Raw genomic sequence first — 19,493 nt, 5'->3', positions numbered from 1 at the left:
AGTCCGTTCCCGTCGCTAGAGCATGATGCCGAAAAGTGTGAAGCGGTTTTCGGACGACATCATGCTCTATCTCTCGGATTTAGAGACGGATTCAGATTTCAGGTCGAACAGACCTGAAATCATCCGGCTCTAAGGTCAGGCGCCGGCGCCGTGTTTTCGCTGGCCGTCGGCGCCTGGCTGGTGGTCCTTCCCGCGACGCGGGAAGGACCGTGTCGATCGACCTATTTCTTCAGGTCGGCCGAGGTCTTCATGCACTTTGCCGGCGGCTGGAGCGCATTGACGGCATCCCATTTGATGGTGCGGGTCGTGCCGTCATAATCATAGTATTTCTTCCACTCGTCGCCAGTCATCGGCGCGGTCGGGCTGACGATGTGCTCCGGCACCTGCTCGTTGTTGAACAGCTTGACCGCCGCGTCGATGGTCGTGAAGCCTTCCTTTTCCGGGAACATGGCGGCCTCGATGCGGTAGGACGGCTCGTTCTGCATGGCGTTGATGAAGGCAAGTCCTTCGCCGCCGGTGCCGACCGTCAGCAGGCCGTCCTGCGACTTGCCGGCAGCCTTCCATGCCTGCAGGCCGCCCAGCGAGGACGAATCGTTGATGCCGTAGATGATGTTGATGTCGGAATTCTTGGCGAGTGCGGCCGACGACACTTCAAGCGCGCGGTCCGGATTACCGCCGCCGTCAAGGTCGTGGACCATGACCGCGTCGGGGACGATGGTCTTCAGCCCGTCCATGAAGCCTTGCGAACGCAGCACCGTCGCCGACAGCAACGGCAGGCCGACATTCATCACCTTGGCGACGCCGCCGAGCTTTTCCTTGGCATATTTGCCGGCCTCGACGCCCGAGAAATAGCCGGTGTCGTAGTCGCAGATGGCGACCATCGTGGTCATGCCCTTGACCGGGTTTCCCTCGAGCACCACCGGGATGTTGGCGGCCTTGGCCTGACGCAGCAGCGGCACCACGCCTTCCTCATTCACCGGGGTGATGATCAGCACGTCGACGCCCTTGGCGATGAAGTCTTCGGCCGCGGCGACCTGCTTGGCTATGTCGAGATTGGCGTCCTGCACCTCGACCTCGATTCCCAGTTCCTTGCCATGCGCTTTCATGCCCTTGATGACGTTCTGGTACCACTCATGCGTGGCGTAGTTGGTGACGTAGCCGATGTGCTTGGGCATGTTCTCGGCATGCGCCGCCGCCGCGCCAATGGCCAGCATGGCCGCGGATGCGAGCAGGATTGATTTGGACCAGTGCATTTTTCTCTCCCAGGTTTTCGTTTGTCTCAGTCGCTGAACGGGTAATCCCGCCGTTCCGGGTCGGCACGTGAAGAGCTGTTGGCTTCGCCCCAACCGAGCGCGGCCGATATCTTCTCGGCGGCTGTCCGGGTTCGTTCGAAGACGGTCTGACGGTCGAAACGTGCTGCTTTCTGCGGCAGCAGCGGGACCGTAAGCGCGGCGATGACGGCGCCGACATGGTCGCGCACGGGCATGGAGATGTTGGTGCAGCCCTCGACAGCCAGCGACGCGCGCATCTCGTAGCCAAGCCTGGCCACCTCGTTCAGCCGTGCCTCGATTTCCCCGCGCGTTCCCTGGCCTTCGCCGACGGCGACGATGCGCTCGACGATGCGGTCGCGCTCGGACCGGTTCGAGTGGGCGAGCAGCACCGCGCCGGAACTGGTTTCCAGGATCGGGAAATGCGATCCGAGCGCAACCGAATAGCGCATCGGCAGCGGTGAATCGATCTGCAGCACCACCAGCGCGTTCTGCCCTTCACGCACCACAAGGTGGCAGCTCTGGTCGGCATTGGCGGTCAATTCGCGCATCGCCGGCAGCGCGGATTCGACGAGCCTGTTCACCGGCGGATGCATATGCGCCAGCTCGAACAGTTTCAGCGACAGCCGGAAGCGGTCCGATTGCGTGCGGAAGATGTAGCCGCGCTTCTCCAGCAAAAGCAGGATGCGGTAAATTTCGTGGATGGACCTGCCAAGGCCGGTCGCGATCTCGGTCTGGGTCATCGCATCGGCGCTGGAGGCCATGAACTCCAGCACGTCGAGCGCCTTCTCCACCGCCGGCACGCGATATCCATTGCGGCCGCTTTCACTTTCCTCGAGCGTTTCGGCAATACCGGCAGCCATCACGCAATGCTCCGTTCCGGTTGCCTGGTTTCGCGATAGAGGCGGTTCACGTGGTCGGCGAGCTCCGCAGCGCCGATGTCGCCGGCTATGGCCGCGGCCGCGCGCGGCGCGCATTCGCGGAAGAAGGCGATGAAGCCTGGATGTGTCGGACGCAGATAGGACGAGCTGATCGTGCGCAGCGTCGAGGAGAAGAAATCTTCGGAGAGACGATTGACTTCGGCGTCCTTCCAGGCTGCCAGCGATCCCGGCTGTCCACCCGACTTCACATAGTCGCCGCGCTGATAGTCGGGCGAGCATAGGAACAGCGCGTAGTCGATCGCCTGCTGCTTGTGCTTCGACTGGGCGCTGACGCCGATGCCGGCGCCGCCGAGCAGGGCGCCGGCCGATCGCGGGGTCGGCACGTCGGCAAAGCGCAGATACGGCCTGTCGGTCTTCGCGGCATAGTTCACGTAGCCGAAGGCGAACGGCACATAGACAACGTCGTCATGCGCGACCATGTGGTCGTAGCAGCGGATCGGATTCCAACCGGACGAGTTCGGATGCGACAGCGCCGCAAGCTCGCGCAATTGCCCGACGACCTGCTCGACCATGTCCGTCGCGATGAATTGCTCGCCGTCCTCCTGTGGGTCGCCAAGCGTCAACAGCAGGCACATGGCGTCCGTCGGCACGAAAGGCAGGCCGAGCCATTTCCCGTCCTTGCGCGCCAGCCGGCCGAGCGCGACCACCTCTTCATGCGTGCGGGGCACCGGTGCGTAGCGTTCCAGCAGGTCCGGGCGATACGAGGCGACGTGGCAGGCGGCATCGATCGGCAATGCCCATTGGCGCCCGCTCTTCTCGTAGGACCGCCAGGACGGACCGACGGAATCCTGCTCGAAGAAGCGGACCTGCTCCGCCGACAGATAAGCGTCGAACGGCACCATCAGCTCGTCCTGCGCGATGTCGCCGATGAAGGGATGGTCGAACACCACCAGATCGTAGGCCGAGAGCACGGGGCCGAGCGCGCCCTCGCCGAATTCATAGAGGCTGCGCCGGTCCCATTCGATCTCCAGGCCGGGATTGGCGGCGCGATACGGCCCGACACTGGCATCCAGCGGACCCCAGCAACGTCGATGATCCCACGCAAGACCGCGCAGTCTTGTCATATCCGGCAATTCCTCCCTGCAAACCGGGCATGTGCCCGGTCCGCAAACCACTAGCAGGTATTTTTACCTGAGCAAACAGTTTTTACATACGCAAACCGCCTCAAGCCAGCCCGAACCGCTCGACGGCGCGCATGATGCCCCGCAATTCGGCGAGGCCCTTCAGCCGGCCGATCAGCGAGTAGCCGGGATTGATCCTGGTCTTGCCGATGTCGTCGGCGAGCAGATGCCCGTGGTCCGGCCGCATCGGAATGCGCCAGTCGGCGCGGCCTTCCTTGCGACGGCGCGCCTCCTCCTGCATCAGCGCGAGGATGACATGCGCCATGTCGGTGCCGCCCTCGAGGTGCTCGGCCTCGTGGAAAGAGCCGTCATCCTCGATGGTGACGTTGCGCAGATGGACGAAATGGATGCGGCTGGCGAACTCCTTGACCATGGCGACGATGTCGTTGTCGGCGCGCGTGCCGTAGGAGCCGGTGCAGAAGGTCAGGCCATTGGCCGGGCTGTCGACGGCATTGAGGATGAAGCGCGCATCTTCGGCGGTCGAGACGATGCGCGGCAGGCCGTAGAGCGAGAACGGCGGATCGTCGGGATGGATGCACATGCGCACCCCTTCCTCCTCGGCCACCGGAATGATCTCGCGCAAGAACCAGGCCAGGTTCTCGCGCAATTCCTTCGGCCCGATCGCATCGTAGTCGGCCAAGGCCTCGCGAAAGCTGTCGCGGTTGTAGGCGCGCTCGGTGGCGGGCAGGCCGGCGATGAGATTGCGCTCGATCCCGTCGATCTTCTCGTCGCTAAGCTCCTTCAGCCGCGCTTCCGCCTCGGCGATGCGGGCAGGCGTATAGCCGGCCTCGGCATTCCGGCGCTTCAGCACGAACAGGTCGTAGGCGGCGAAATCGATCGCATCGAAACGCAGCGCATAACCTGTCGTCGGCAGGCGGTAGGCCAGATCCGTGCGGGTCCAGTCGACCACAGGCATGAAGTTGTAGCAGATCGTCGCGATGCCGGCCTTGGCGAGGGCACGGATCGTATCCTTGTAGAAGCCGACATAGCGGAGTCGCTCCGGCGAACCGATCTTGATCGAGTTGTGGACGGGAATGCTCTCGACCACCGACCAGGTCAGTCCTGCCGCCTCGATGATCCGCTTGCGCTCGAGGATATTTTCCAGCGGCCAGACGCGCCCGTCATAGATGCCGTGCAGGGCCGAGACCACGCCCGTCGCGCCCGCCTGTTTGACGTGATCGAGGGTCACCGGATCGTCCGGACCGTACCAGCGCCAGGTTTGTTCCATTTGCCGCTTTCCTCCGTGAGAGGTCGGCAACTTATTGTTGGACCACAATGGGAGTCAAATTAAAATTTGGCGCTCACGAATGGCTGACCTCTCGGGGAAAGCCCCGAAAATTCCCCAACATCAACCCCAAAACCGGTTGTTTTCCTTAGATCATACGATATGTTGGTCCAACAATTAGGAGGATCGATGCCTGAAAATTCGCAAGCCGTGCGCGATAACGTCGTTGCCCGCCGCGCTGGCGGCAGCTCCGCGGTCGACACTGCGGCAGGACGGATCCTCGACCTTATTCGCGCGCGACAGCTCAATGTCGGCGACGTGCTGCCGACGGAACGCGAGCTCAGCGAGATCACCGGCGCCAGTCGCAACACGGTGCGCGAGGCGTTGCGCACCATCCGCACCTATGGACTGATCGAGCCCAAACCGCGCGTCGGCGCGGTGCTCGCCGACGGGCAGAGCATCGCCATCCAGAATTTCTTCGCCGCCCACATGGATGTTTCGCGCTCGTCCTTTGCCGACATCCAGGGTTTTAGGCGCATCATCGAGGTCGGCATCGGCGACCACATCGTGCTCAATGCCACGAGCGAGCAGATCGAAGCGCTCGATGAGATCAATGCCCGGATCGTCGACAGCCGCTCGATCGAGGAAGCCGCAGAGAACGATTTCAATTTCCACATGTCCCTGATCGGGCTGGCGGACAACCGCATGCTCACCGACATGTATTCCTTCCTGTCGCCCGTGATCCTGCGGATCATGACCATCGGCAAGGAAATGCGCCCGGTGCTGGCCGACACCCGCGCCGCGCATGGCGAGATCATAGCCGCGCTACGCGCTCGCGACAGGCTGGCTTACGCCTATCTGATGAGCCGCCATCTCGATTTCGCCCTGCGATTCCTGCCGGAAGAGCCGGCTTCCGACACGTGAATGAAGGAGTTCCCGCAATGAAGGATTTTGAAGGCAAGGTCGCGCTGGTGACAGGGACGACCGGGATCGGTCTCGCGACCGCCAGGCGCCTTGCCGCCGGCGGCGCCGCGATCGTCGCCTGCGGCATCGACCGCTTGGCCAATGCCGCGATGCGAGCGGAGTTGGGAAGCTCAGGGGCCGGCACGCTGGTCGTGGACACCGACGTCTCCGTGCAAGACCAGGTCCGCGACGCCGTCGCTGCCGGCGTGGCGCGCTTCGGCGGCCTCGACGTGATCGTCAATTCGGCGGCGGTCCATCCCTATGGAACCGCGACGACGACCGACTGGGAAACCTGGAACAAGGCAATGACGGTCAATGTCGGCTCGATCTATCTGACCGCCCATTTCGGCATCCCGGAAATGATCAAGCGCGGTGGCGGGGCGATCGTCAACGTCGCCTCGGTGCAGGGTTTCGCCTGCCAGCAGAACGTCGCCGCCTATGCCACCACCAAGGGCGCCATCCACACGCTGACGCGTTCGCTGGCGCTCGACTATGCGGCCGCCGGCATCCGGGTCAATTCGGTCAGCCCCGGCTCGATCCGCACGCCGATCCTGGAGAAGGCCGCGCGTGGCGAAAACGGCAGCGATGCCGACGTCGAGGAAGCCTACAGGCGCTTCGGCGCGGCCCATCCGCTCGGCCGCATCGGCGAGCCCGAGGAAGTGGCGGAGCTCATCGCCTTTCTGTGCTCTTCCAAGGCCGGCTTCTGCACCGGCGCGGACTACAAGATCGACGGCGGCCTGACCGCTGGCATTGGCGTGAAATGACCATGAAGATCGGTCTTGGTCTTTACCGGGAGTCGCTGACACCGGACAATTTCCGCTTCGCCCGCCAGGCGGGCGCCACCCACATCGTTGCCCACCTCACCAACTATTTTCGCGGGCGTGATCCTTCGCTGTCGGCCGGCAGCGAGAAGGAAGGCTGGGGCGATTGCTCCACCGATGCGCTGTGGAACTACGAGGACTTCGCCGGCCTGGTCAGGACCGTGCGCGACAACGGGCTGGAAATCGCCGCGATCGAGAATTTCTCGCCGCGCTTCTGGTCCGACATTTTGCTCGATGGTCCCGACAGGGCGAAGCAGATCGAAGGGCTGAAGCGGCTTATCCAGGATGCCGGCCGCGCCGGCATCCCGTGCATCGGCTACAACTTCTCCATCGCCGGTGTCTGGGGCTGGTCGCGCGGGCCCTTCGCGCGCGGCGAGGCTATGTCGGTTGGGCTCGACCTTGCGGCCATCGACCCCGATTTGCCCCTCCCCGACGGCGTGGTCTGGAACATGCGCTACCGCGCCGGCCGGCCGGCCGCCGCGCCGGTGACGGTGAGCAGCGATGAGCTCTGGCAGCGGCTCGGCGCCTTCCTGCGGGAAGTCGTTCCGGTAGCCGAGGAAGCCGGCGTGGTGCTCGCCGCGCATCCGGACGATCCGCCGGCCGAAGCGCTGCGGGGCGCGGCGCGGCTCGTCAACCGGCCGGAAAAATACGACCGGCTGATGGAAATCGTCGATTCACCGTCCAACGGGCTGGAACTCTGTCTCGGCTCGCTGCAGGAAATGCCGGGCGCCGACGAGATTTACGGGCATGTCCGGCGCTTCGCCCGACGCAAGCGCATCGGCTACATCCATTTTCGCAACGTGCGCGGCAAGGTGCCGAACTATCACGAGACCTTCGTCGACGACGGCGACATCGACATGGCCGAGATCGTCCGCATCCTGCGCGACGAAAACTATGAGGGCGTCATCATCCCCGACCACACGCCGGAAATGTTCTGCGACGCGCCCTGGCACGCGGGGAAGGCCTTTGCGCTCGGCTATATGCGCGCGCTGGTGCAGAATGCCGCAGCGCTGGGACCTTCGCGGACCATTCAATCCACCAACATCCGGATGCAAGCCTGATGACCAGATTGACGCGCCTCTATGCCGACGACGGCGAAATGTACCGCCTGTTCGAAACCGAACTCTTCGTTGCGGTGGTCGGCGACGTAATGGACACGCTGGGGCTGCAGCATCAGTTCCTGCCGCCGGTGTTCAAGCCAGTTGACGAAAGCACGCGATTGCTTGGCCGTGCCATGCCCGTGCTCGAGACCGATATCTTCCCGTCCAACGGACCGACGCACAACCCACTGATGAGCAAGCCGTTCGGGCTGATGTTCGAAGCGCTCGACGATTTGAAGCCCGGCGAGATCTACGTCGCCAGCGGCGCCTCGCCCCGCTACGCGCTGTGGGGCGAGTTGATGTCGACGCGTGCGAAGATCCTTGGCGCGCGCGGCGCGCTGGTCGACGGTTTCGCCCGCGACACGGACGGCATCAAGGCGCTGGGATTTCCCTGCTTCTGCGCCGGTTATTACGCGCAGGACCAAGGCGTGCGCGGCAAAGTCGTCGACTATCGCTGCGCGCTCGAAATCGGCGGCGTGCGCATAGAGCCGGGAACACTGCTGTTCGGCGACAAGGAAGGTGTCCTTGTTGTCCCCGCTGAAGCCGAGGAAGAAGTGGTGCGCCTGGCCCTCGAAAAAGTCCGCGGAGAAAAACGCGTCGCCAAGGCGATCCGCGAGGGAATGAGCGCGGTGGATGCTTACAAGACCTTCGGCATCATGTGAAAGGCCGTGGCCGACCAGCGGTAACCAGATGGTCAGTCGAGCTTGCGCGACAGCACCAGGTACATGGCTGCAAGCATCAGGAACAGGGCCACCCAGAACGAGGCGGCCGGTCGTTCGTCGAAGACGGCCAGACTCCAGAAGATACCGGCGGCCACGGCCAGATAGTTGAAGACCGAAAAGCGCGTCGGCCCAATACGAGCGACCAATACGAAGAACAGGACGAAGAAGACGGCATTGATCGCCGTCGCCAGGACGAGCGGCATCGCGGTCCTGCCCGTCCACTCGGACGGCAACGCCGCACCGCCGAGCGCAAGCATGACAACGCCGGCAACGACGGCCCCTCCCAGCAACGTTCCAGCCGCCATCATTACGGAGGACGCACCTTCGGGGCGCAGCCATTTGGCGCAGTTGTTGGCGGCAGCAAACATGACCGGGGCAATGAGGGCCACCAGAAACCAAACGATGCCGTCCGAACCGACAACGCCTACACCGGGCAGCGCGAGGACAGCCACGCCGGCCAATCCGAGCATCATGCCGGCGAAAGTGCGCCAATCGAAGCGATCAAGGCCCGCCAGCGCGCCGATGGCGAGGGTGAATATGGGAGATAGGCAAAGCACCAGGGTGAGCACCGAGGCGTCGACATGCGGAGCGGCCGACACCAGTATGCCGATCGGCAGGCCAACCACCAGGCCGCCCATGATCAGGTACGTGCCCATCTGCCCGACGGTGACGGCGAACCGACCGCCGGCGGCTACCGCCGCCAGAGCCAGGATCACGCCTGCCGCAAGCGATTGGGCAAAGGCGAAACCCACAGGCGGCCATTGCGTCTCGGCGGCCAGCCGGTTGATCGGAAAGATGCCGCCGTAGATCGCTGCTGCCAGGAGCAGAAGAGCAGCGTCTATCGGTGGCAGGCCGCGGCTCGGCACGGGTCGGTCGTCATGCATCGCACACCGCCGGGCAGGCGCTCCCTCTCCAACCACCGGCCCGGAATTCGAGGTCTCTCGCAGACCAGTTCCGCGCCTAAGCAATTCCAGGAAAAGTGTGAGCGGTTAAGTTCGGCGTCTTCGCCGTAACCTTCCGTCCGGAATTGCGTAAAAACAAAGGGATAGAGCGGTTCGCCGTTTCCGTGAAACGGTGAAACGCTCTATCGGAGTCAAACGGTTCTGAGGGCGGCTGTACGGGCTTCGTCGACCTTGAGCAGGCCAGGCTCGTCGGCATCGACCAGAACCACCTTGTAGACCGTCTCGGCATCCTCGCGGCTCAGCCAGCCGCGATTGACGGTTGCCGCGACACGCTTCGGATCGCGCCTCAGCGGGTCGCCGTAACCGCCGCCGCCGCAGGCGGTGAACTCGATACGGGCGCCATTCTCGATCGTCTCTTCGCTGAAGGCCGGCAACACGATCTTCTCGTCGGCCCGAAGCTTGATCGTCTCGCTCTCCTTGCCGTCGCCGCCCCCCAGCACGCCGCGCGGCGGGAAGCTGGTGCCGTCGGCGGCGTAGACGATCGTCATGTCGTGGTCGAGCGGATAGAAGACGCCGCCGGTCGCCGGCGCGCCCTCGAACTCGCCGAAACCCTGCGATCCAGGCAGCACGCCACGGCGCTCGATGACGATCGGATACATCGATTCGTCGACCTCGACCGAGTCGAGCTGAATGAGGCCGGCATTGGCCGGGCCGCAATAGGTCAGCCAGCCATCGAAGCCATGGCGGGCGCCGCCGCCGGCATAGCCGACGAAGACCTGGTTGACATAGGACTTGCCGTGCTTGAACGGATCCTCGCCGGAGATGACGCCGACGCCGGCCGGCAGGTGCGAGCCGCTCTCGGCCTGGCCGTAAGGCGCGCCCATGCGCGAAAAGACGCAGTTGCCGGCAATCATCAGGCGGTCGTTGACGTTAGTGGTGGCGACCGAAGTGCCGACCGGATATTTCGGCTTGCCGACGACGCTTCCCTCGCGCAGCAGCACCTTGATCTGCGACTTCGCGCCCTCATTGTGCGGAATGCTCTCGTCGAGATTGTTGAAAACGCCGATCCGGCAGGAGCCTGTTGCGGTGTTTTCCGACAGGTTGAGCCCGCCCGGCACATTGTCGATGTTGTCGCGCACGTCGACGACGATCTCGCCCTTTTCCGGATCGACATTGATCGTCACCCTGACCGGAATGCCTTCGTCGGCGACGCCGGGCACCGGGTCATGGCGCGTCTCGTAGCTGTAGCTGCCGGCCGGCAGCTTGGCGATCGCCGCCTTGGCGCAGCGCGCACCGTAGTCGAACCAGTCTTCGACGAAGCCGAGGATGGTGTCGCGGCCGTAGCGGGCGAACAATTCGCCGATGCGGCGCTCGCCGGTGCGGCAGGCGCCGATCTGCGCGCGCACGTCGCCCAGCCACATGTCTGGCACGCGGTTGCGCATCGTGCCGATGCGCAGGATGTCCTTCTTCTCCTCGTAGTTCTGCGCGACGCGCACGCAAGGGAAATGCATCCCCTCCTCGAAGATGTTCTTGGCGAAGGGCAGATAGGTCGACGGCACCGGCGCACCGGTGTCGGCGTGGTGCGACAGCGCCACGACCCAGAACAGCGGCTCGCCGTCGAAGAACACCGGCATCGCCATAATCAGGTCGGCGTGGTGGGTGCCACCGGTGTAGGGGCAGTTGTTGAGGAAGATGTCGCCTTGCGTGATGTCGTCGAACAGGTCGGTCAGCGGCCGCGTCGCCATGTCCATAGACATGACGTGGATCGGCAGCGCGTCTTCGACCGAGACCAGCCGATGATCGTAGGTCAGGATGGCGCAGGAGAAGTCGCGCGCGTTCTTGATCACGGCCGAGCGGCTGGCGCGCATGACGACCAGCGTCATCTCGCGCACGATCGCCTCGAAACGGCTTTTCAGCACTGACATCAGAAAGGGGTCGACCCGCCGTTCCGCGACGTCGAGTTCGAGCCTGTTGATGGAGTCCATAGGATCGTTCCCTTGTGTAGATTTGACTAGGCGATGTTCACGACGAGATTGCCGTAACGGTCGATCTGGCCCTGGTGCTGGTCCTTGAGATAGGCGGTGAAGGTCTCGGCCTCGACCAGGCAGGGGCCGGCAACCTGCGCACCCGCGCGCAATTGCGCAAGTTCGTAGACCGGCACCGTTTCGACACGCCCGCTCTCCTGCTGGTAGATCCCGCGCTTGGCCTTCAGGTCGATGGCGCCGACCTGGTCGGGCAGCGTGTTCTTCTGCCAGATGTCCTGGCCGGAGCGCTTGCCGATGGCGCGCAGCTTCCAGGCCGTGAACTCGACGACGTCATTGTCGGCGCGGATCGAATAGATGCGCTCATGCATCTTGTGGAAGGCTTCGACCAGACCCGGCAGATCGCCCTCGGACACCATGCCGTCCTTGGCCTCGAACGGGACCTCGATCTCGAAGGACTGGTATTCGTAACGGCCGAGGAAGGAGAACTCGAACTGACGGTTCTCCACCGCGACTCCGGCTTCGGCGAGGAAGTTGTTGCCGGCCTGCTTCAGCCGCTTCAGCGCATCGTTGACGCCGGCGACGTTGAAGTCGGCATCGGAGGTGAGCAGCACCGCGCTCTCTTCGGAGCGGATGTCGGAGATCAGGCCGCCGAAAGCGCTGAGGCCGGCCATGAAGCGCGGCACCATGTAGCGCTTCAAGCCGAGGATGTCGGCCATCTCGGCGATGTGGATGGCGGTGGCGCCGCCGCCGCAGACGAAGAAGGAGTCGCGCGGATTGATGCCCTCGCGCACCGTGATCTCTTCGATCGCCGCCACCATGTTGTGATTGCTGGTGGTGTAGATCGCGTAGGCCGCCTCCTGCCGCGACACGCCGAGCCGCATCGCGATCTTGTCGACCGCCGCCTCCGCCAGCTCCCGCTTCAGCTGCATCTTGCCGCCGAGGAAATAATCCGGATCGACGATGCCGAGCACGACATTGGCATCGGTCACTGTCGGCTCGGTGCCGCCCTGGCCGTAGCAGGCAGGACCCGGTCGGGCGCCCGCGCTGCGCGGGCCGACCTGCAGCAGGCCGCCTTCATCGACGAAGGCGATCGAGCCGCCGCCGGCGCCGACCGAGCGCACATCGACCTTGGGAATGCCGAGCGAATCGTCATGGATCATGCTGTCCGGCGTGACGATGATCTGGTGGTCGCGCAGCGCCGAGACGTCGAAGGTGGTGCCGCCCATGTCGCCGACGATGATGTCGGGCTCGTCGGACAATGCCAGTGCCGCCATCGGCGCCAGCGTCGGACCGGACATGACGCTGTAGATCGGCTTCCGGATCATGTCGGCCAAAGGCATCATGCCGCCGACGCAGTTGGCAAGCAGCAATTCGCCCTCGAAACCTTCCTCGTCGAGCGCCGTCTTCAGCTTCTCGATATAGGTGCGCACGATCGGGTTGATGGAAGCATCGATCGCGGCCGCGATGATGCGCTTGTACTCGCGCGGCATCGGGTTGATCTCATGGCTGAGCGTCACCGGGACGCCGGGCAACTCCTGGTTCAGGATCTCGCGCACGGCGAGCTCATGCGCCGGATTGACCACCGACCACAGCAGGCCGACGGCGATCGCCTCGACGCCGAGACCGCGAAACTCGGCGGCGGCCTTGCGGACGTCATCCAGCGAAAGCGGCGCGAGCTCGCGACCGCGGGCATCGATACGGCCGGCGACGGTCTTGGTGAGATGGCGCGGCACATAGGGATCGGGATAGTTCAGCCGCCACTGGAAAGCGCCTTTGCGCGGACCTTCGCGCAGCACCAGTATGTCCTGGTGACCGGCGGTCAGGATGAGGCCGACCTTGACCGTCTTGCGCTCGACCAGCGCGTTGGTCGACACGGTCGAGCCGTGCACGACGAGGTCGATCTGCTTCATGAAGTCGGCGCCGCTCAGGCCGTAGCCCTCAGCCGCGACATGCAGCACGTTGATGAAGCCTTTTTCGAATTCGCCGGGCGTCGTCGGCGACTTGAAGATGGCGATCTCGCCCTTGCTGTTCGAGACAAGGCAGTCGGTGAAGGTGCCGCCGATATCGATGCAAACTTGATAGGCCATACGAGCTTCCCGAAGAGGTTGGAGTATCAGCGCCTGGCTTCGTCGCGATTGACGATCAGGCTGACGATGATGATGACGCCCAGGCAGATCTGCTGCAGATAGCCGTCGATCTGGACGAGGTTCATGCCGTTGGAGAGCACGGTGACGAACAGCGCGCCGAGCACGGCCGCGCCCACGCCGCCCTCCCCGCCGGAGAGGCGCACGCCGCCGACCACGGCGGCCGCGATCGCCTCCAATGTGAGATTGCCGCCGAGATTGGGCTCACCCGAGCCGGTGCGCGCGGTGAGCAGAAGCGCGCCGAGCGCGGCAAGCAGCGCGCATAGCGTGTAGGCCAGCACCAGCACCGGCACGGTGCGAATGCCCGCCGCGACCGCCGCCCTTGGATTGGCGCCGATGATGTAGAGGCTGCGGCCGAAGCGCGTCGCCTTGAGCACGAGGAACAAGAGCACGAACACCAGGGCGGCAATCCAGATCGGCATCGGAATCGAGAGCGGCGATCCCTGCGCGAATTCGGCGGTGAGGCTCTTCGGCAGGCCGGTAACGGGGAAGCCGCCGCTGATCGTCGAGGCGAAGGCCAGCACCATGTTGGCCATGCCGAGCGTCGTCACCAGCGGGTTGATGCCGATGCCGGCGATCAGAACGCCGTTGGCGAGGCCGATCGCACCGGCGATCAGCACCGCGGCGCCGACGCCGTAGAGGATCGAGACATCGCCGCCGCCCATTGCCACCATCGCCATCGAGGCGGCGACGCTGACCAGCGAGACGGTGTAGCCGAGCGAAAGATCGAAGCCGCGCGTCAGAAGCACCATGGTCTGCGCCATGGCGAAGATCGCAAGATAGCTCGCCTGCAGCGCGATGTTGCGGAAATTGCCGAGGGACAGAACACGCGGCTCGACCAGGCCGAACAGGATGAGGACAACGACAATGGCGATCGGCAGGCGCGCCGCGCGCAAGATCTCTTTCAGCGAAAGGCCGGAGCTCTGAGCCATCGGTTGTGTCTTGGCCTCCATGCTCATGACTGCCGCTTCCTCAGCAGAAGCCGTTCGATGGCCAAGGCTATGATCAAGACGGCGCCGAGCACCAGCGTCTGGTACTTGCTGTCGACCTGCACCAGGTTCATCGCGTTGGCGATGACCGACAGGAACAGCGCTGCGAGCGCCACCAGTTCTGCGCGGCCGACGCCGCCGCGCAGCGAGACGCCGCCGATGACGGCGGCGGCAATGGTTTCGAGCGCCAGGGTTCCGCCGATCGTCGACTGGCCGGAGCCGAGCCGCGACGTCATCAGGAAGCCGGTGAGCGCGGCGAGCAGGCCGGCAAGCATATAGGCCGCCATCAGCGTGCGGCCGGTGGCGACACCCGACAAGCGCGCCGAGCGCTGGTCGCTGCCGACCGCATAGATATGGCGGCCGAGCGCGGTGAAGCGCTGCATGACGATGCAGGCGGCAAGCACCGCCAACCCGACCCAGAGCACGATCGGCAGGCCCAGGAACTGGCCGCGTCCGACATTGACGATGAAGGAATCGGCCACGCCGTAGATCGGGATACCTTGCGTGAAATAGAGCGCGATGCCCATCAGCACCGACATCATCGCCAGCGTCACCATGAAGGGCGAGAGCGAGAAGGTCGCCACAAGCCCGGCATTGACCAGCCCGACAAGCGCGCCGGCGCCGAGCGCGATGACCAGCGAGGCAAGGATGACGATCAGCTCCATGCCTGGGAAATAGCCGCTGCCGACCAGCATCACGGCAGCCGTCACCACCGAGGTCGCCGCCACCACCGCGCCGACGGAAAGGTCGAAACCGCCGGCCGTCATCACCAGCATCTGCGCCAGCGACGGAATGAGCAGCAGCGCAAAATTGCGCATGACATTGAGCAGGTTGAGCCGGTTGAGGAAGCGCGGCTCGATCAGCGCGGTCGCGACCACCGCCACGACCAGGAATGTGATGACGATGCCGCCCTGCATGAGGAAGCGGTCGAGCCGGCTGGCGCGATGCGATGGCGCGTTGGCAACGGTCATGGTCGCCGTTTCCGAGCTCATGCGCGCCCTCCGAAATAGTGGGACAGGACCTGGGCTTCGCTGAGCTCGTGCTGAGCAAGCTCGGCGACCACCTTGCCTTCATGCATGACATAGACCCGCGACGCGAGATTGATCAGCTCCGGCAATTCGGATGTCGAGACCACGACCGAGGCGCCGGCCTCGACCAGCGATTTGATGAGGTTGTAGACATCGGCCTTGGCGCCGACGTCGATGCCGACGGTCGGCTCGTCGAACAGGTAGACGTCGAACGGTTTCATCAGCCCGCGCGCCAGCATCAGCTTCTGCTGGTTGCCGCCGGAGAAGGCGGACGCCTTGCGCTCGGGCGCCATGGGTCTGAGCGCAAGATTGGCGAGCGGCGTCTTGATCGTCTCGTTCTCGCGCCAGAATTTCAGCACCGGCCCGGACGACAGTTCCGGCAGGTCGAGCGAGCTCATGGTTGCGTTCTCGCGCGCCGAGCGCGCCAGCGCCAACCCCTCCGAGCCGCGGTCGGCCGGAAAATAGCAGACATTGGCGGCGAGCATCGACGTGGGCGTCGGCCGCTCGACAGCCTTGTCGCCCAGCATGATCGAGCCGGCCTCGATGGTCTCGAGGCCGAAGACGGCGCGGCAGAGCTCGCTGCGCCCGCAGCCGACGAGACCGGCAAGACCGACCACCTCGCCCGCCCGCGCCATGAATGACGCGCCGATGACGGAGCGCTTCTCGGTTGTAAGGTCGCGCACCTCGAGCCTGACCGGGCCGGGCTTGTGCTCGATCTTCGGAAACAGCTGTTCGACGGGGCGGCCGACCATCATCTCGATCAGCCCCTCGTCCGAAATCTCGGCGGTGACAACCGTGCCGATCTTCTTGCCGCCGCGCAGCACGGTGACGCGGTCGGAGAGATTGCGGATCTCGCTCATGCGATGCGAGACATAGATGATGCCGACGCCGCGCGCTTTCAGCAGCGCCACGGCATTGAAGAGCTTTTCCGCCTCGCCATCGGTGAGCGAGGCCGTGGGCTCGTCGAGGATCAGCACCTTCGGCCGCATGCGCAACGCCTTGGCGATCTCGACCATCTGTTTTTGCGCGCGCGACAGGAAGGCGACCTTCTCGTCGAGCGGCAGATGGAAGCCGAGGCTGTCCAGCAGCTCCGCCGCCGCCTGGCGCATCTGCTTGCGCTTGAGGAACAGGCCGGACGACTGCTCGCGGCCGAGGAAGATGTTCTCGACCACTGTGAGATCGGGCACCAGGCTGAATTCCTGGAAAACGGCGGCGATGCCGATCTCCTGCGCCACCTGCGGCGTCAGGCTGGTGATGGTGCGGCCATTGATGCGGTAGACGCCTTCCGCCCACGGGAAGGTGCCGGCGATGAGATTGATGAGCGTCGACTTGCCGGCGCCGTTTTCGCCAAGCAACGCGTGGACCTCGCCCTCATTGAGGGAGAAGTCGACATTGTCGAGCGCGGCGATGCCGCGGAATCTCTTGGTGAATCCTGTAACTTCCAGCATCCAAAAACCCAAGGCTGGCGAGCTAAGTCGCCTGACCGCTTCCGACGAAGCGGCCAGGCCGGGAGGATCGCGATCCAACCGCGATGTGCGGGCCGCGTATGCGGCTACGCTATTCGACCGAGAACTCGGGGCGCCAGTTGTCCGGCGCGAAGATCTGGGTCGTGTCGATCTTGTCGACATTGTCCTTGGTAACGATGCCGGGGGCAACCAGCAGGACCTTCTCGTGATCCTTCTTTTCCAGCGCGCGAACCGCGAGGTCGACGCCGATGCGTCCCATGATGACCGGATACTCGGTGGCGAAGCCCAGCACAGAGCCGTCCTTGACGGCCTTCAGCATGGTCTGGTTCTCGTAGGAGGACATGATCGTCACGTTGCTCAGGCCGGCGTCGGCGACGGCGCCGATCGCGGCTTCCGCCGTCGGCGCGCCGCCCCAGATGACGTTGACGTCCGGATGGGTCTGCAGCGCATCCTCGACCAGCTTGAGCTGCGCCGGCACGCTGGCCTCGCCGAACATTTCGCCGACCAGCTTGATGTTGCCGGTCTTGGTGCTGTCGCGGAAGCCGTTCATGTAGGTTTCGGCCCAGCCGCTGCCCTGCGGGCCCGGGAACGCCACGGCGGTGCCCTGCTTGTCGCCGAGGAACTTCTTCACATACTCGCCGGTCTGAAAGCCCTTCTGGTAGAAGTCGGGCGTGATGCGGGCGGTGATCGGCGTCTCGAGGATCGGGTTGGCGACGGCGATGTTGACGATGCCCTTGCCCATGCCCTCGTTGATCTTGGCTGCCACGCCGGCTTCCGAGATCGCCGAGATCAGGATGGCGTCGGCGCCCGCCGCGACGCAGTCGTCATATTGCGAGATCTGCTTCGGCAGCGCGGTGTATCCACCCGCCTGCAGCACCGTCACCTTGACGCCCAGGCGCTTGGCCTCCTCGACGATGCCATAGTCCACCGACACCCAATAGCTGTCCTGCAGATGCGGAAAGAGCACGCAGAGCTTCCAGGGCTTCTCTGCCTTGTCGAGCGGCTTGTATTCGATCTCTCCCACGTTCTTGAGGTCGCCATCCTTCGCCGAGGCGATCTTGAACGGCCACCAGTCGGCGGCATGCGCCATTCCGGCCGACAGCACCGTCGCCGACAGCGCCAAAGCCAGTGACTTCTTCAATCCACTCATATCAGTCTCCCATTTGAACAGCTGCCCTTGGAGGGCCTGGAGTTGTTGACCCGATCGACCGGTTTAGCCCGATCAGTTTTGTATCCAATCTGCCACTTCTTCGTTGGCATTTCAAACTTCAAACGCTGAATTTCGCCTAAATGTATCCATTTAGCCTATTCAGGTCGCTTAACTCTCAACTTACATCTTATATCTTATGTGTCAATGCGCGATAGGCCGCTCACCCGACAGGGCGTTTCGACTGCCATAGGCTGGCTTAGCCCCGCGGATGAACCTGCGGCAGGGCGGCGTCGAGCGATCGCTCGAAAGCATCGACCAAGGCGTCGACCTGCGCTTCGGTGATGATCAGCGGCGGACAGAAGGCGATCGCGTCGCCCATATTGCGCGAGATGACGCCGTTCTGCTGCAGAAAGCCGTTGACCAGCGCGCCGAGCGCCGCCGGCTTGCCCCACGGCGCTTTGCTTGCCTTGTCGGCGACGAGCTCGACCGCGGCGATGAGACCGACGCCGCGCACCTCGCCCACCAGTGGATGCGAGGCGAGCTTGTTGAGCCTTGCCTGCAGATGCGCGCCGACCTTGCGCGCATTGCCGACCAGGTCGCGCTCCTCGATCAGCTTGATGTTCTCCAGCGCGACGGCCGCGGCGACCGGATGACCGCCGCCGGTGAAGCCGTGGCCGAACGTGCCGATGCGGTCGCTCTCGTCGGCAATCGGCTCGAACACCTTGTCGTTGATGATGAGCGCCGAGATCGGCAGGTAGGAGGAGGAAATCTGCTTCGACAGCACCATGATGTCGGGCTTGATGCCGAATGTCTGCGAACCGAACATCTCGCCGGTGCGGCCGAAGCCGCAGATGACCTCGTCGGCCACCAGCAGGATGTCATATTTCGACAGCACCGCCTGGATCTTTTCCCAATAGCCGGCGGGCGGAACGACGACACCGCCGGCGCCCATGATCGGCTCGCCGATGAAGGCGGCGATCGTTTCAGGCCCCTCGGCAAGGATGAGTCTTTCCAGGTCGTCGGCGAGCCGCGCGGAGAACTGCTCTTCGCTCTCGCCGGGCTGGGCGTCGCGCCAATGATGCGGCGTCGACGTGTGCAGGATATTGGCGATCGGCAGGTCGAAGGAGAGATGATTGTTGGGCAGCCCGGTCAGGCTCGCCGAGGCGATGGTGACGCCATGATAGCCGCGCTTGCGGCTGATGATCTTCTTGCGCGCCGGCTGGCCGAGCGCGTTCGACCGGTACCAGATCATTTTGATCGCGGTATCGTTGGCCTCGGAACCGGAATTGGTGAAATAGGCCTTGCTCATCGGCACCGGCGCCATCTGCACCAGCTGCTCGGCCAGGTCGATCAGCGGCGAATGCGCCTTCGAGCCGAAGTCGTGATAGAAGGGCAGCTTCGACATCTGCCTTGTCGCAGCATCCACCAGACGCTTTTCCGAGAAGCCGACGGCGACGCTCCACAAGCCCGCCATCGCCTCGATGTAGCGATTGCCTGCAATGTCCTCGACATAGATGCCATCGCCCTTTTCGATGACCAGCGGACCCGTCTCTTGATGCTTGCGGGCATTGGTATAGCCATGCAGGTGATAGCGGATGTCGCGGGCTTCGGGGGAATTCGGTCTGGCGTCCATCACGGCTCCTGTCTGCAGGTGTCCAAGCGGAAATT

At 64.1% G+C, this 19,493-nt stretch carries 16 protein-coding genes; 4 read left to right on the top strand and 12 right to left on the bottom strand.

Annotated features, from left to right (window positions below):
• Positions 1 to 221: 221 nt before the first annotated feature.
• The 4 genes from FJ430_RS14330 to uxuA form a co-directional block, all read right to left on the bottom strand.
• A complete protein-coding gene (locus FJ430_RS14330; RefSeq protein WP_140640355.1) occupies positions 222 to 1,253 on the bottom strand; it encodes a sugar ABC transporter substrate-binding protein in 1,032 nt (343 codons plus the stop codon).
• Positions 1,254 to 1,279: 26 nt separating this feature from the next.
• The gene (locus FJ430_RS14325) at positions 1,280 to 2,131 is read right to left on the bottom strand and encodes an IclR family transcriptional regulator (RefSeq protein ID WP_140707724.1); all 852 of its coding nucleotides are present in this window, start codon (positions 2,129 to 2,131) and stop codon (positions 1,280 to 1,282) included.
• Entirely contained in the window at positions 2,131 to 3,273 is a 1,143-nt protein-coding gene (locus FJ430_RS14320) for an ABC transporter substrate-binding protein (protein WP_140707726.1), read from the bottom strand. The genes FJ430_RS14325 and FJ430_RS14320 overlap by 1 nt, the downstream gene beginning before the upstream one ends.
• A 100-nt stretch (positions 3,274 to 3,373) precedes the next feature.
• Positions 3,374 to 4,558: a mannonate dehydratase gene (gene uxuA, locus FJ430_RS14315; protein WP_140707728.1), complete on the bottom strand. Its 1,185-nt coding sequence runs from the start codon at positions 4,556 to 4,558 to the stop codon at positions 3,374 to 3,376.
• Positions 4,559 to 4,744: 186 nt separating this feature from the next.
• Here uxuA and FJ430_RS14310 point away from each other — a divergent pair, with 186 nt between their 5' ends.
• From FJ430_RS14310 to FJ430_RS14295, 4 genes are read left to right on the top strand one after another with little or no spacing between them, the layout of a single operon-like run.
• Complete coding sequence (locus FJ430_RS14310) at positions 4,745 to 5,479, top strand: FadR/GntR family transcriptional regulator (protein WP_181175491.1); 735 nt, start codon at positions 4,745 to 4,747, stop codon at positions 5,477 to 5,479.
• A gap of 17 nt (positions 5,480 to 5,496) precedes the next feature.
• The gene (locus tag FJ430_RS14305) at positions 5,497 to 6,282 is read left to right on the top strand and encodes an SDR family NAD(P)-dependent oxidoreductase (protein ID WP_140707730.1); all 786 of its coding nucleotides are present in this window, start codon (positions 5,497 to 5,499) and stop codon (positions 6,280 to 6,282) included.
• Between the two features lie 2 nt (positions 6,283 to 6,284).
• Complete coding sequence (locus FJ430_RS14300; RefSeq protein WP_140707732.1) at positions 6,285 to 7,400, top strand: mannonate dehydratase; 1,116 nt, start codon at positions 6,285 to 6,287, stop codon at positions 7,398 to 7,400.
• On the top strand, positions 7,400 to 8,101 hold the full coding sequence (locus FJ430_RS14295) for an RraA family protein (protein ID WP_140707734.1): 702 nt from the start codon (positions 7,400 to 7,402) through the stop codon (positions 8,099 to 8,101). Before FJ430_RS14300 ends, FJ430_RS14295 begins: the two co-directional genes overlap by 1 nt.
• Positions 8,102 to 8,133: 32 nt before the next feature.
• Here FJ430_RS14295 and FJ430_RS14290 read toward each other — a convergent pair whose 3' ends face one another.
• The 8 genes from FJ430_RS14290 to FJ430_RS14255 all read right to left on the bottom strand — a co-directional run bounded on the left by FJ430_RS14290 (position 8,134) and on the right by FJ430_RS14255 (position 19,458).
• Positions 8,134 to 9,045, bottom strand: coding sequence for a DMT family transporter (locus FJ430_RS14290; protein ID WP_140707736.1), 912 nt, complete (start codon positions 9,043 to 9,045; stop codon positions 8,134 to 8,136).
• Positions 9,046 to 9,254: 209 nt separating this feature from the next.
• Complete coding sequence (locus FJ430_RS14285; protein ID WP_140707738.1) at positions 9,255 to 11,048, bottom strand: hydantoinase B/oxoprolinase family protein; 1,794 nt, start codon at positions 11,046 to 11,048, stop codon at positions 9,255 to 9,257.
• Between the two features lie 26 nt (positions 11,049 to 11,074).
• Entirely contained in the window at positions 11,075 to 13,135 is a 2,061-nt protein-coding gene (locus FJ430_RS14280) for a hydantoinase/oxoprolinase family protein (protein ID WP_140707740.1), read from the bottom strand.
• A gap of 26 nt (positions 13,136 to 13,161) precedes the next feature.
• Complete coding sequence (locus FJ430_RS14275; protein ID WP_226892192.1) at positions 13,162 to 14,151, bottom strand: ABC transporter permease; 990 nt, start codon at positions 14,149 to 14,151, stop codon at positions 13,162 to 13,164.
• Positions 14,148 to 15,173: an ABC transporter permease gene (locus tag FJ430_RS14270; RefSeq protein WP_210242102.1), complete on the bottom strand. Its 1,026-nt coding sequence runs from the start codon at positions 15,171 to 15,173 to the stop codon at positions 14,148 to 14,150. Before FJ430_RS14270 ends, FJ430_RS14275 begins: the two co-directional genes overlap by 4 nt.
• The gene (locus FJ430_RS14265) at positions 15,170 to 16,657 is read right to left on the bottom strand and encodes a sugar ABC transporter ATP-binding protein (RefSeq protein ID WP_140707742.1); all 1,488 of its coding nucleotides are present in this window, start codon (positions 16,655 to 16,657) and stop codon (positions 15,170 to 15,172) included. The genes FJ430_RS14270 and FJ430_RS14265 overlap by 4 nt, the downstream gene beginning before the upstream one ends.
• A 109-nt stretch (positions 16,658 to 16,766) precedes the next feature.
• A complete protein-coding gene (gene torT, locus FJ430_RS14260) occupies positions 16,767 to 17,825 on the bottom strand; it encodes a TMAO reductase system periplasmic protein TorT (RefSeq protein WP_140707744.1) in 1,059 nt (352 codons plus the stop codon).
• Between the two features lie 256 nt (positions 17,826 to 18,081).
• Entirely contained in the window at positions 18,082 to 19,458 is a 1,377-nt protein-coding gene (locus FJ430_RS14255) for an aspartate aminotransferase family protein (protein ID WP_140707746.1), read from the bottom strand.
• Between the last annotated feature and the right edge of the window lie 35 nt (positions 19,459 to 19,493).

This window comes from Mesorhizobium sp. B2-8-5, assembly GCF_006440675.2.
GTDB lineage: Bacteria > Pseudomonadota > Alphaproteobacteria > Rhizobiales > Rhizobiaceae > Mesorhizobium.
The sequence above is the reverse complement of the archived record's forward strand: the minus strand, read 5'-3'. Positions and strand labels throughout refer to the sequence as shown.

Excerpts from the sequence above, each read along its gene's own strand:
- FJ430_RS14325 (WP_140707724.1), bottom strand. The coding sequence starts at position 2,131 with ATGGCTGCCGGTATTGCCGAAACGCTCGAGGAAAGTGAAAGCGGCCGC.
- FJ430_RS14330 (WP_140640355.1), bottom strand. The coding sequence starts at position 1,253 with ATGCACTGGTCCAAATCAATCCTGCTCGCATCCGCGGCCATGCTGGCC.
- FJ430_RS14295 (WP_140707734.1), top strand. The coding sequence starts at position 7,400 with ATGACCAGATTGACGCGCCTCTATGCCGACGACGGCGAAATGTACCGC.
- FJ430_RS14280 (WP_140707740.1), bottom strand. The coding sequence starts at position 13,135 with ATGGCCTATCAAGTTTGCATCGATATCGGCGGCACCTTCACCGACTGC.
- FJ430_RS14285 (WP_140707738.1), bottom strand. The coding sequence starts at position 11,048 with ATGGACTCCATCAACAGGCTCGAACTCGACGTCGCGGAACGGCGGGTC.
- FJ430_RS14255 (WP_140707746.1), bottom strand. The coding sequence starts at position 19,458 with ATGGACGCCAGACCGAATTCCCCCGAAGCCCGCGACATCCGCTATCAC.
- FJ430_RS14270 (WP_210242102.1), bottom strand. The coding sequence starts at position 15,173 with ATGAGCTCGGAAACGGCGACCATGACCGTTGCCAACGCGCCATCGCAT.
- FJ430_RS14275 (WP_226892192.1), bottom strand. The coding sequence starts at position 14,151 with ATGAGCATGGAGGCCAAGACACAACCGATGGCTCAGAGCTCCGGCCTT.
- FJ430_RS14300 (WP_140707732.1), top strand. The coding sequence starts at position 6,285 with ATGAAGATCGGTCTTGGTCTTTACCGGGAGTCGCTGACACCGGACAAT.
- FJ430_RS14310 (WP_181175491.1), top strand. The coding sequence starts at position 4,745 with ATGCCTGAAAATTCGCAAGCCGTGCGCGATAACGTCGTTGCCCGCCGC.
- FJ430_RS14305 (WP_140707730.1), top strand. The coding sequence starts at position 5,497 with ATGAAGGATTTTGAAGGCAAGGTCGCGCTGGTGACAGGGACGACCGGG.
- FJ430_RS14320 (WP_140707726.1), bottom strand. The coding sequence starts at position 3,273 with ATGACAAGACTGCGCGGTCTTGCGTGGGATCATCGACGTTGCTGGGGT.
- FJ430_RS14290 (WP_140707736.1), bottom strand. The coding sequence starts at position 9,045 with ATGCATGACGACCGACCCGTGCCGAGCCGCGGCCTGCCACCGATAGAC.
- torT (WP_140707744.1), bottom strand. The coding sequence starts at position 17,825 with ATGAGTGGATTGAAGAAGTCACTGGCTTTGGCGCTGTCGGCGACGGTG.
- uxuA (WP_140707728.1), bottom strand. The coding sequence starts at position 4,558 with ATGGAACAAACCTGGCGCTGGTACGGTCCGGACGATCCGGTGACCCTC.
- FJ430_RS14265 (WP_140707742.1), bottom strand. The coding sequence starts at position 16,657 with ATGCTGGAAGTTACAGGATTCACCAAGAGATTCCGCGGCATCGCCGCG.